At 43.9% G+C, this 12667-nt stretch carries 11 protein-coding genes; 3 read left to right on the forward strand and 8 right to left on the reverse strand.

Annotated elements, in window-relative coordinates; genetic code table 11:
* Positions 1–128: 128 nt before the first annotated feature.
* Positions 129–470, reverse strand: coding sequence for a DUF1048 domain-containing protein (locus CZ434_RS20685; protein ID WP_077624852.1), 342 nt, complete (start codon positions 468–470; stop codon positions 129–131).
* A 1-nt stretch (position 471) separates the two neighbouring features.
* A complete protein-coding gene (locus CZ434_RS20690; RefSeq protein ID WP_077624853.1) occupies positions 472–810 on the reverse strand; it encodes a PadR family transcriptional regulator in 339 nt (112 codons plus the stop codon).
* A gap of 347 nt (positions 811–1157) precedes the next feature.
* On the opposite strand from CZ434_RS20690, the gene CZ434_RS20695 reads away from it, so the two are divergent.
* Positions 1158–2159, forward strand: a complete 1002-nt coding sequence (locus CZ434_RS20695; RefSeq protein ID WP_077624854.1) for an ABC transporter substrate-binding protein — start codon at positions 1158–1160, stop codon at positions 2157–2159.
* A gap of 4 nt (positions 2160–2163) precedes the next feature.
* Positions 2164–4203, forward strand: a complete 2040-nt coding sequence (locus tag CZ434_RS20700; RefSeq protein ID WP_077624855.1) for an iron ABC transporter permease — start codon at positions 2164–2166, stop codon at positions 4201–4203.
* A 108-nt stretch (positions 4204–4311) separates the two neighbouring features.
* On the opposite strand, the gene ptsP is transcribed toward CZ434_RS20700, so the two are convergent.
* From ptsP to CZ434_RS20730, 6 genes are all read right to left on the reverse strand, one after another.
* The gene (ptsP, locus tag CZ434_RS20705; protein WP_077624856.1) at positions 4312–6027 is read right to left on the reverse strand and encodes a phosphoenolpyruvate--protein phosphotransferase; all 1716 of its coding nucleotides are present in this window, start codon (positions 6025–6027) and stop codon (positions 4312–4314) included.
* 5 nt (positions 6028–6032) lie between these two features.
* Positions 6033–6299, reverse strand: coding sequence for a phosphocarrier protein HPr (locus CZ434_RS20710; RefSeq protein WP_179107334.1), 267 nt, complete (start codon positions 6297–6299; stop codon positions 6033–6035).
* A 63-nt stretch (positions 6300–6362) separates the two neighbouring features.
* Positions 6363–8258 (reverse strand): PTS fructose transporter subunit IIABC, encoded by a 1896-nt coding sequence (locus CZ434_RS20715; RefSeq protein WP_077624858.1) that lies wholly within the window; start codon positions 8256–8258, stop codon positions 6363–6365.
* A gap of 1 nt (position 8259) precedes the next feature.
* Entirely contained in the window at positions 8260–9186 is a 927-nt protein-coding gene (gene pfkB, locus CZ434_RS20720; protein ID WP_077624859.1) for a 1-phosphofructokinase, read from the reverse strand.
* A 3-nt stretch (positions 9187–9189) separates the two neighbouring features.
* On the reverse strand, positions 9190–9936 hold the full coding sequence (locus CZ434_RS20725; protein ID WP_077624860.1) for a DeoR/GlpR family DNA-binding transcription regulator: 747 nt from the start codon (positions 9934–9936) through the stop codon (positions 9190–9192).
* A 1121-nt stretch (positions 9937–11057) separates the two neighbouring features.
* Positions 11058–12008 carry an alpha/beta fold hydrolase gene (locus CZ434_RS20730; protein WP_077624861.1) on the reverse strand — a complete coding sequence of 317 codons (951 nt, stop codon included), beginning with the start codon at positions 12006–12008 and terminating at the stop codon, positions 11058–11060.
* Positions 12009–12286: 278 nt separating this feature from the next.
* Here CZ434_RS20730 and secG point away from each other — a divergent pair, with 278 nt between their 5' ends.
* Positions 12287–12523: a preprotein translocase subunit SecG gene (secG, locus tag CZ434_RS20735; protein ID WP_077624862.1), complete on the forward strand. Its 237-nt coding sequence runs from the start codon at positions 12287–12289 to the stop codon at positions 12521–12523.
* The last annotated feature ends 144 nt before the right edge of the window (positions 12524–12667 follow it).

Raw genomic sequence — 12667 nt, forward strand, 5'->3', positions numbered from 1 at the left:
AAAAGAATAACTGAAAAGGGAAGGCACTGACGTTTTAAACCAACCATTCAGTCGTCATTAATTATTATTTTTTCGTTTCTAGGTAAGACGAATATTCATTTAAGTTTGCTCGTTTTGGAACCAGGACTTTAATGTTTATCCCGTATCATTTCGTTCAATTTGGCACGATATTTATCCTTCCATGTCTTCGAATCCTTCACAAGTTCGTCACAAAAAGCGGCTACATCCTCGCCTGTAAGGTCGGTGACTTTCCTGCCTTCCGCTGCGCCTTCCTCAAAAAGGTCGAGAATGCCGTTGAAGATACGGCTGATATCCTTCCAGTCGGTGGGGCCGCCTGCGGTCCACATGTATTTTTGAATAGCTTTGTATGCGTGGAAGTATTCAGTTGGAAGTTCCTTCGCACGAGCCTCCATCGCTTTCCATTCCCGTTTATCAGATATACTGCCGATGATTTTTTCCATAAAACTCATTTTATCGTCTCCTTTTAATTTCTTTTGTTTTAAGTTCGTTCAATTTGCTTGAGAGGAAATCCCATTTTTTCCAGAAAATTTCAAGTTGTTTTCTACCTGCTTCGTTAAGTGTGTAAAATTTTCTCGGTGGCCCGACAGTGGATCGCTTCTTCTCAATATCCACCAAATTGTGTTTCTCGAGCCGCATGGTAATCGTATAAACTGTCCCTTCCACTACATCAGTGAAGCCAAGTTCCCGCAGCTGTTGAGTGATTTCATAGCCGTAAGTTTCTCCCCGGCTGATAATCTCAAGAACACAGCCCTCAAGCACTCCTTTCAGCATTTCTCTGTTAGTTTCCACATTTTATCCCTCATTTGTATTTTACTATTTTTCAACATTACGGTATTTTGCAACACTTACTACTGGTATATAGTATTACATAATAGTGGAGGATGTCAAGATGTTAAACAGATAGACGCTTACTCAGTTTCTTATAGACTGCTAATCTTAATAGCCTGTGATAATTGACGAAATAGTTTTAAAATGAAATTGACAAAAAGCAGGAGTTCAGGTAGGATAACACATGTAAATGATAAAGATTCTCATTATCATTTCCGGTAAGGGCAAGGGAGGAAATGTACATAGAAGCAGAGAACAATACCCTTAGCTGTGCCATTGATATAAGTGAAAATAGGAGGTTTACAGCAATGAAGAAACTCATGTTATTATTCAGTCTTAGTTTGGTTATAATCCTGGCTGCCTGCGGTGATTCGGGGAGTGAATCAGGTGAAGATAACACTGAAGGCAGTGAGAACCAGGAAAGTGATACACAATCTATCACTGTAAAAGATGCCTATGGGGAACAAACATTTGAAGAAACACCGGAAAGGGTAGTTGTTCTGGAATGGGTGTATGGAGAAGACTTGCTGGCTTTGGATATCCAGCCAGTAGGAATGGCAGATATTGAAGGCTATCATAGTTGGGTCAATATTGAGCCGGAATTATCAGAAGAAGTGAAAGATGTTGGTACCCGCCAGGAGCCCAACCTGGAAGCAATTGCTGAATTGAATCCCGATGTAATCATCACTGCGGGCTACCGCCATGAAGCAATTATGGACAGTCTGAAAGAAATCGCCCCGACACTGGCTTTTAATCCTTATCCAGCTGAAGGAGAAGGCGATCAATATGAGGAAATGACGACAACTTTCAATGAACTGGCCAAGCTTTTCGGGAAAGAAGAGAAGGCAGAACAAGTCTTGAGCGGTCTTGATGAAACGTATGCAGAAGTGGAACAGGAAATAAGTGATGCGTCGATTGAAAACAATTCCTTTGTTTTGTCCCAAGCTTACAGTTCTGAAAATACTCCTGTCATCCGTTTATTCAAGGATAATGCTATGGCGGTCCAAATCATGGAAAATATCGGGCTGGAAAATGCTTATGAGTCAGATGGATTCCAGGTGTACGGCTTTGATGAAACAAGTGTAGAAACACTTCAGAATTTCCAGGATGCCCATTTCTTCTATATCGTTCAAGAAGAGGACAACATCTTCAGCAACCAGTTGGCGGGAAATCCAGCCTGGGAAAACTTAGGATTTGTCGAGGAAGGAAGAACCTACCAGCTTCCGGGTGATACTTGGACATTTGGCGGTCCATTGTCAGCAGAAGTATTTGCCGAACAAATCAAACAAGCGTTATTACAAGAGAAGTGATAAAATGAATGATTCAGACAAACATATATGGCTGAAAGCGGTTCTGACCTTCGGGGTTGGAACCGTCCTTTTAGTTGTTTTGCTCTTTATACATATTAATCAGGGCAGCGTTAACCTGCCAGCAAAGGTAGTCTTCGAGGCTATTGTTTCGCCGCGGGATATACTGGAACATCATACCGTTCGTTATTTAAGGCTGCCACGCGCGATAATCGGGATATTGGCAGGTGGTGCGCTGGCTGTCTCCGGTGCCATTCTGCAAACCATTACGAAAAATTCGCTGGCATCTGCCAGCACTCTCGGCATCCATTCGGGGACCTACTTTGCTGTGGTTTGCAGTGCTGTGTTTCTTCCTGCCTCTTTGCAGGGAAATGGTTTGCTTGCGGCATTTGCCGGCGGTGTACTCACAGCACTTTTGGTTTATGGACTTTCGGGTGGAGCTTCTGCTGATCCAGTCCGGATGGTGCTGGCAGGAATGGTTGTAACCATTATGTTTTCCTCTTTTACATCCATCTTGCAAATATTTTATGAAAATGAAACAGCGGGATTGTTTCTATGGGGTTCAGGAACCCTTGTCCAGAACAATTGGAGTGGAGTTCAGTTTGCTCTGCCGTTCACTATAATTGGTATCATTGCCGTCATGCTGCTTGCCAGACAGCTGGACATATTCCGGCTGGGGGAGGACGTGGCATCTTCACTAGGACAGAATGTCAATAGGCTGCGTTTCTTTACGGTGATAATTGCCGTTTTTTTGACTGCCGTAACAGTAAGTGTGGTGGGGCCTATCGGATTTGTCGGTTTGATTGCACCTCATCTGATTAAATTGATCGGTTTTCGCCGGCACCTCCCATTATTCATCGCATCTTTCATTTGGGGAGCAAATGTCCTTCTCGGCGCAGATGTCCTCGCCAGAATAATCGATCCTTCGTTCTCCGAGCTTCCTGTCGGTGCGATTACAGCACTGATTGGGGCGCCATGGCTTGTCTGGCTGGTCTTGCAAAAACAGAACAGACAATATGGGGCCAAAAATACAGCAGTACTTGCCGGCAGCCTGAAGCTGCCTTTTTCGGTAAAGTACTTTCTACCTTTGTTAATTTCATGTCTAGCCTTATTGCTCGTGCTCGGTGCATCGACAGGAAATTATGGCATCGAAATTGGAAAAAGCTTTGCGGCTGTTTTTGGAGACGGGAATTCGTTCCTCCAGGATATGATCGTCAACCTCAGGCTGCCAAGGCTGCTTGTTGCTGCATTTAGCGGTGCATTGCTTGCAATAAGTGGGTTTGTTTTTCAGGGAGTATTAAGAAATCCGTTGGCAGACCCCTCGGTGATCGGGATTACATCTGGGGCAGGGGTAGGTGCATTGTTGATCATTTTTTCCAGTCTGCCTGCACTATTCATTCCGTTAGGTGCTTTCAGCGGTGCGATTGCTGCTTTTTTAGTTGTCATGCTTTTATCCTATCGGGCCAATTTTCAGCCTTCTTTACTTGCATTGCTCGGTATCGGGGTGTCCGCATTCGGATCAGCAATCATTCAAATCATGGTTGTCCAAGCAGATATGGCAGTGGCTTCCGCTCTCACCTGGTTATCGGGAAGCACGTATGCGAAAAGCTGGAATTCGCTATTTACGTATTTGGTCTGGCCGATGGTTCTGTTTTTGCCGATCTTATATATACAGGCCAAGAACTTGAATGTACTTGCTCTTGGAGATGAAACAGCAAAGGGATTGGGATTGAAAGTAACGCTTACCCGGTTCTATATGGCATTGATTGCGTCGATGGTCGCTGCTGCAAGTGTTGCGGCAGTGGGGACGATAAGTTTTATTGGGTTGATTGCACCGCATGCTGCCAGGATGTTTCTTGGGCCCGGACATAAGCTTTTGCTGCCTTCTTCTGCTTTGATTGGCGCCATTTTGCTCGTTTTGGCTGATATATTAAGCAGGACATTGCTTGTGCCTAAAGAAATTCCTTCAGGCGTTCTTGTAGCCTTGATCGGTGCACCATACTTTCTATGGTTGATGTATAAGTCCAGCAAGATATCCTCCTCTTAAATAAGTGGAAAGAGACGTTGAGTAGGGGGATGGATTCGGGGACAGGGGATTTAGAGGAATAGAATTGAAAAACTCCTGAAGCATTAAACGCTCCAGGAGTTTTGTTGTTTATTGATTTGTTTTTTCTTTAATGAATTGCTCAACTTCTTCAGCGGTATTCATGGAAAGAAGCTGATCTTTGTATGATGCCATTTCTTCTTTGGATAGGTCTCTAATCTGTGTACGAGCTGGCAGGATGGAAGTTGCGCTCATGCTGAACTCGTCCAGTCCAAGACCCAAAAGAATCGGAATAGCGATAGAATCGCCGGCCATTTCCCCGCACATGCCGGCCCATTTGCCTTCAGCGTGTGCTGCTTCAATCACGTTATTGACAAGATTCAAGATCGCCGGATTATACGGTTGGTACAAGTATGAAACACGTTCGTTCATACGGTCTGCAGCCATTGTGTACTGGATCAAATCGTTTGTACCGATGCTAAAGAAGTCTACTTCTTTAGCGAATTGGCGTGCAATTGTTGCGGTAGAAGGAATCTCGACCATGATACCAATTTCAATATCATCGGATACTTCTTTGCCTTCGCTGATCAAGTTTTCTTTCTCTTCTAGAAGAATTGCTTTCGCCTGACGGAATTCGTCAAGAGTGGCAATCATCGGGAACATGATTTTAAGATTTCCGGCAGTGCTTGCACGTAACAGTGCGCGCAACTGTACGCGGAAGATATCGTCTCTTTCAAGGCAGAGACGGATAGCACGAAAACCTAAGAACGGGTTTAGTTCTTTTGGTAAATCCAAATAAGAAAGCTCTTTGTCTCCACCGATGTCCAGTGTTCTTACGACAACCGGTTTGTCTCCCATTTGTTCAAGGACCGATTTATATGCTTCGTACTGTTCCTCTTCAGTAGGGAGCTCGGATTTGCCCATGTACAAGAATTCTGTGCGGTAAAGACCGACACCTTCACCGCCGTTATTGATGACACCTTCAACATCTTCAGGAGTACCGATATTCGCTACTAATTCCACATGAACACCGTCAGAAGTTGTAGTAGGCTCGTCTTTCAATTTGGCCCATTCTTGTTTTTGCTTTTCAAATTCTGCTTGTTTTTGTTTGTAAGTGTTGATTTCCTCTTCACTCGGGTCGATGATGACTTGTCCGTCGATACCGTCCACAATCACCAAAACGTCTTTGTCAGCTTCTGAAGTAATGTTCTTCGTACCGACTACAGCGGGTATTTCCAGGGATCTGGCCATGATGGCAGAGTGGGAAGTACGGCCACCGATGTTGGTCGTAAAGCCTTTAACAAAGTTTTTGTTAAGTTGTGCTGTATCAGACGGTGTTAAGTCTTCTGCAACAATGACCACTTCTTCATCGATCAAAGCAGGGTCAGGGAACGTTACATTAAGTAAGTGAGCCATGACGCGTTTTGTGACATCCTGGATATCTGCGGCGCGCTCTCTCATATATTCGTTATCCATGGCTTTGAACATATCGATGAACATGTTGGCTGTTTCATCTAATGCAGATTCAGCGTTGACATTTTCGGATTTGATTTTGTCCTTGATTGGGTTGATCATTTCCGGATCGCTTAAAACGAGCAAATGAGCGGAGAAAATCTCCGCATGCTCATCACCAAGTGATTTTCTGGCGTTCTCTTTGATTTTCTCCAACTCTTGTTTCGAAATTTCCAGAGCATCGTCCAAGCGTTTGATTTCTGCTTCCGGATTATCGACTTTTTCTTTATCGAAAGTAAGCTCAGGGACTTCCAGTTTGTATGCTTTGGCGATGGCGATACCGCTGGAAGCTGCAATACCATTTATACTGCTCATTTGCTTTATTCTCCTAGTCCTTCGTTTTTGACTGTATCTACGATTGTTTTAAGTGCTTCTTCTTCGTCAGAACCTTCTGCAGTAATTTTGATTTCTGCATCTTTCGGGATTCCAAGAGACATAACACCCATGATGGATTTCAAGTTTACAGATTTTCCGTTGTATTCTACTTTCACATCGGACTCAAAGTTACCAGCTTTATTCACCAATACAGTTGCCGGACGTGCGTGTACTCCTGTATCGTCTGTGATTGTCATTGTTTGTTCTACCATAATAAAATCCTCCTATTGAATAATCCTTATTTTTTGTTAAACGGGCATGCACCACATAATATTTTACTCTGTTTCAAGGTCTTTTTTCAAGAATCCTAACAGAATTGCACTGACTATTGTTCCAATTAGTACCGCAAGTAAGTAAAGAAGCGGATTTCCTTCTACAAGCCCAGCTACTACAATACCACCATGCGGGGCTCTTAGTCCAATATCAAACAACATGGTCAGGGCTCCTGCAATTGCAGAGCCGATTGCAACAGACGGAATCACGCGGGCAGGATCTGCAGCCGCGAATGGAATTACTCCCTCGGTAATGAAAAAGGCGCCAAGCGCATAAGCAGACTTACCTGCTTCCCGTTCTTGTTTTGTGAACTTGTTTTTGAAGAAAGTCGTCGCGACAGCAACCGCAAGCGGTGGAACCATTCCACCAGCCATGATAGCGGCGATAAAGTTAAAGTTTCCTGCATCAAGCATAGCTATTCCAAATGTATAAGCGGCTTTGTTGATAGGACCGCCCATGTCGATGGCCATCATACCGCCAAGCAGCAGTCCAAGCAGGATGAGGTTTGACCCTCCCAAGCTTTCGAGCCAGTTGGATAAGCCTGTGTAAATAGTAGTCAACGGCGGATTGACCAACAACATGATCAATCCAGTAATACCAATGGCAAATACAGGGTATAACAACACGGTTTTCAACCCGTCGAAAACGGCAGGGAGCACTTCCAATGCTTTTTTCACACCAAGCGTAATGTAACCTGCAAGAAAACCGGCAATCAAACCGCCAAGAAAACCTGAACCGCCGTCAGCACCTTCGACTCCTGAAGTAATCGCTATTAAACCACCAATCATACCCGGAGCAAAACCAGGACGTTCAGCAATACTGGAGGCAATGAAACCGGCAAGAACGGGCACCATCAGGAAGAAAGCATTGCCGCCGCCAATGGTATTCAGCATCTCCGCAAACCGGTTGTAATCATCGCTGTTTGGATCGGCTGAATTTATTCCCCACAAGAATGAAATAGCGATGAGAATACCACCGCCCACGACGAATGGGAGCATGTTGGAAACACCGTTCATCAAGTGTTTGTAAATGCCTGATCTGCCTTTGCTGTCTCCGGACTCGTCGTCTGAAGAGGATCGGTTGTCTCCCTCGAAAATAGGCGCATCTTTGTTAACTGCTTTATTCAGAAGCTCTTTCGGATTATGGATCGCTTTGCCGACAGGTACCTGAATCACCGGTTTGCCGCGGAAACGGTCTGTTTCGATTTTGGTATCGGCTGCAACGATGATCGCATCTGCTGCTTCGATTTCCTCTTTAGTTAGGCGGTTTTTGACTCCGCCAGAGCCATTTGTTTCTACTTTGATGGTAACGCCCATTTCTTTTGCTGTTTCTTTCAATTTATCTGCTGCCATGTACGTATGGGCAATGCCGGTTGGACATCCAGTAACAGCCAGAATGCTTGTTGAGCCGTCGGATTGTTCTTCTTGTTCATCCTCTTTTTCTTCCTGCTCTTTGGCATTGATAATATCGATTACTTCCTCTTCACTGTTTGCTGCTTCCAGTTTTTGGCGAAAGTTATTATCCATCAAAAAAGTAGAAAGCCGTGACAATGTCTCTAAGTGAGTCTGATTGGCACCTTCCGACGCAGCGATCATGAAGAATAAATGGGAAGGAGCCCCATCAAGTGCTTCATAATCTACGCCTTGTTTAGAGCGCCCAAAAACGATTGCAGGTGTTTTTACGGCTGCCGTTTTGGCGTGGGGGATTGCAATCCCTTCCCCAATCCCGGTAGTACTCTGAGATTCACGATCCAAAATGGCTTGCTTATAACCTTGTTTGTCATTAAGGCGACCAGCCTCATCGAGTTTTGTAACCAATTCATCGATCACTTCAGACTTGGAGGTGGACTGCAAATCAAGGATGATCGTATCTTTCTTTAGTAAGTCTGTAATGTTCAAATTAATACCTCCCTATATCTAATGGATTGACTGTAATATTTGCAAGAAGGGAATCGACATCTTGTTTTTGACATAAATCATCGCTGAAAGCTGTAGCGCTTCCCGAAGCAACGGCGTAACGAAATGCTTCTTCCGGTTCCCCGGTTTTAACGTAGGCAGAGAGAAAACCAGCCACCATGGAATCACCTGATCCGACCGTGTTTTTCACTACACCGTCTGGGACATTCGCTTGAAAGCCTTTGCCATTGCTGACATAGACAGCTCCGTTTCCGCCCATTGAGACGATGACATGTTTAGCACCTTGCTCGTTTAATTTCTTGGCGTAATGAACCGCATCTTCAAAGGAATCTACTGTTGTATCAAACAACTCTCCTAGCTCATGGTGATTTGGCTTTACAAGGAATACTTCTTTCCCGACAATTTCTCTCAAAGCATCGCTGGAAGTGTCCGCAACCAGTTCAACACCATTTTGCTGGCAGATTTCAGCAGCTTTCACATAAAAGTCACTGGAAATAGTGGAGGGTACACTGCCCGCCGCTACTAAAAAGTCACCTTGTTTCAGTTCGCCGATTTTTTCGAGCAGCTGCTCCTGCTGTTGTTTAGAGATAGCGGGGCCTGGTCCGTTTATTTCCGTTTCTTCATTAGACTTCATCTTCATGTTGACTCTTGTTGTACCGTCAACTTGGATAAATTGATGATTGATAGATTCACTGTCCAATTCTTTTTGGATGTAGTCTCCAGTAAACCCTCCCAAGAAGCCCAAAGCAGTATTTGTTATTTCCAAGCGGTTGAGAACTCTGGAAACATTGATGCCTTTTCCTCCGGGATAATAGAAACTTTTCGTGCCGCGGTTTAATCCGCCGGCCTGAAAATCCTCCACATGGATGACGTAATCCACGGAAGGATTCAACGTGCAAGTATAAATCATTCGTTACACAACCTTTATATTAGATAAATTTTTATAAGGTAATAAACGGTTATCCTCAGTCTCATTTGTAATGAGTGTCATATCTTCCAGGTCAGCAATTTTGGAAAAGGAAACTTTGTTCAGTTTTGTGAAATCAGCCAGGGCAAAACTTTTCTGTGAGTAACGAAGGGCTGTCTTCTTTATAAAAGATTCCTCTGGATCGGGCGTGGTGAATCCATAATTGAAATCAACGCCATTGACACCGAGGAAGCATTTATCAAACCGATAACTTTCCATGCTGGTTGTTGCACCTTGTCCGACTAACGCCTTGGTATTATGTTTTACATAACCGCCTGTTAGATACGTAGTAATTTCATAATTGCTCAACGCGTCGATATGCGTGATTCCGTTTGTCACTACAACGATCTTTTTGTTTTGTAAATAAGGGATCATTTCGTATGTAGTACTTCCGGCATCAAGGTAGATGTATTCTTCATCTTCCACCATCGAGGCTGCTGCTTTTGCGATAGCCATCTTTTCGACTTGATTTTTGGTCGATTTTTCCGGGAAACTGAGTTCATGACTGATCGTGTTGATGGTGGAGGCTCCGCCATGAATCCTTGTCAGCTGCCCAGCGTTTTCGAGTTCGCTTAAGTCTCTTCGAATGGTAGATTCCGAGGCATCAGTCAACAAAATAAGTTCTTTGATTTTAACCGTTCCGTATTGAGCCAACTGTTGTAAAATCAGTTGATGGCGCTCTTGTGTCAGCAAGAAATCAACCTCCTTGTCTCACCCAAACATATAAATCATATCGGAAACCCTTTCAGTTTTCAATCATAAACTTTCAAAAACGTTCAGAAACGGTCATGACCTGTTTAAAAACTGACACATTTTTGGGGGAGGGCTGCCGTCTGGATTTTTGGTTTCCGATATATTTGGTTAAGTAAGAGGATCTTGTTTACGCAATATATAAACTGCGACATAACTTTTATGTCACTTCCTACCATCCTTTTCGGATTGAGTGGTAGTCCAGCGCTGCGGAAAAATACTCCCTTTCCGTGGGGAACGCTTCAGCTAGGGTACTACTTGAGTAGGCTCCTTTGCTCCCTTGGGACTGCGATTACTCGTCCCACCGAAAACCATGCGTCGAGGAAGCTTACTACGAAGCGATACTAGAAGACGCAGACGCATCACTGCGGGATCTTCAGACTGTTCCTTTCCCACAGGACTTTGAAAAGACATCCGGGAATTTACACCGCACGCAGAAAATCGAACTTTATTTTCAAGGAGTCTCGCATTTTTCCGCAGCTGGGTATTTTTTTCTGATTAGATAAGAAGTGGCCCTAAAAAGTGTCTAACAGGGTTCTCCCTAACAAAAATGGAGAAAAACCATTACGTAACGAGAGGCAGAACACGGTGACTGCTTGCAGGAACAGCACTCCCTGACGGACCCACGAGAATTTTGAAAAAGACATCCATACATTGACATCTCACGCAGAAAATTGGAATTTATTTTCAAGTAGTGTCGCATTTTTCCTTCGCTTAAGATTGGTTTTCTTGTTAATCGAGAGTGGTCCCACAAAATGTCCACAATGGAATATGCGCGATCAAAATTCAGAGAATTCCTACCAGCGAAGGCAGAACACGCAGACTCCTGTGGGAACAGCGAAAGGTCTTCGATGGGGCGAGTAATCGCAGTCCCACGTGTCCGAAAACCCCGCAAGAAGCGCTTTTTGCTGATGAGGAGGCTGAGGCCGTGCCCATGGAAAGCGAAGTGTTCTGCGGCAGCGAAGTCATACCACTCATTTTAATCAGAACGAGAGGCAGTTTTCACTATTTCACAATTTCCCTCAACTGTAATTTCAAAACAGGCAATAAAAAAACAACGAGTTTTACTCGTTGTTGGGAGAGTTTTTATGGAGGGTGTGTTTAATCCACTGGTGAATGTCTTCATATACTTCCTCTTTATTTGTCTCATTCAGCATTTCATGGCGGCCTTCTTCGTAAAAGCGGGCGATGATGTTAGTCAGGCCGTGCTTGTAATACCGGTCCATCACTTTGAAAACACCTTTTGTTTCTTTTCCGACTGGATCCTTGGTACCTGTAATGAATAGGAAAGGCAGCGATTTTGAAATATTGTCGATATACTCGCTCCTATCAATCAAATCGAACCCGGAAAATAAATCATAAAAAAAACTGGCCGTGGGGGTGAACCCTGTCATTGGATCGTCTACATATGTGCGGATTTGTTCCTTATCTCTTGTAAGCCACTCAAAACCGGTTTCCTTGCTGCCGGTATGTTTGTTAAAGGAACCGAATGTCAGTTTGTTCAACAACGGCGAGGGTTCGCTTATTCCTTTTCTTGCTGCCTCTCTAAGGGCGATCCATTTTGCTGGAATGGTTACCGGACCAGGATGGCTTCCTGTTCCGGAAAGGATGATTCCGTCGAGGAAGGAGCTGTGATTTTGGATATATCTTCTGGCAAGGAACGATCCCATGCTGTGTCCCAATAAAAATATCGGAGTTTCAGTATGTTGTTCCTTTATGTATTTGGTGATCTGATGTAAATCTTCTGCAGCAGTTTCAAACCCACTCTGTGGAGCAAACAACCCCATAGTTCCTTGTTTCTTCCCGGTCAGCCCGTGTCCGCGATGATCATTGGCATAAACAGCTATTCCCTTGTCAGCGAGAAAGGATGCAAAAGCATCATATCTGTCAGAATGTTCGACCATCCCATGTGAAATCTGGACAACTGCAAGGATATCATCCGAAGCAGGCTTCCATTCTCTTATAAAAACTTCCTGATTGTCAGGCATTTCAAGCCAAAAGTGAGTCTTGTCCAATTCCTTCACTCCTTTTAATCTATCCATTCATTCAATACGCTTTCTGTCAGTCACTTTCACTATAATAGTTAACGGAGGGAACGTCTAACATTTACTTGCTAAAATATGGACAAATATGCTACATTACTAATATGTATTTGTGCGTTTTCAAGGACGGTGTATTCGGCTTCCATCGTTTATCAGGCCGGTCAGCATTGCCGCAACGCTAAACAATAATCTTCCGTGGGAATTGTTACACCCGTTTACGGAAAGTTCCACGATCAGGAGGTGTACGCAGCATGTATGGACTTGCGGTTACATTATTAGTTATTGATGCCATAGCACTAATTGTTTTAGTACTATTACAATCAGGGAAAAGTGCAGGACTTTCCGGTGCCATTTCCGGAGGAGCGGAGCAGCTGTTTGGAAAACAAAAGGCCCGCGGGATGGATTTGGTACTGCATCGTGCGACGATTGTTGCTTCGGTACTTCTTTTCATTCTTACCTTCATAGTCGGATTCGTGTTAGAGGGTTAATTCCCTTTTAATAATCCCTTACCAGCAGCATGGTAGGGGGTTATTTATTTTAAACAAAGCTAAATTGGGAATACATAATATCAAATCTAATCATATGTAACAAAGGTGCTTTCTTTGTTACGATAAAAATAGAATGAACACCTA

Source organism: Sediminibacillus massiliensis (genome assembly GCF_900156915.1).
GTDB classification, from domain to species: Bacteria; Bacillota; Bacilli; order Bacillales; family Amphibacillaceae; genus Sediminibacillus_A; species Sediminibacillus_A massiliensis.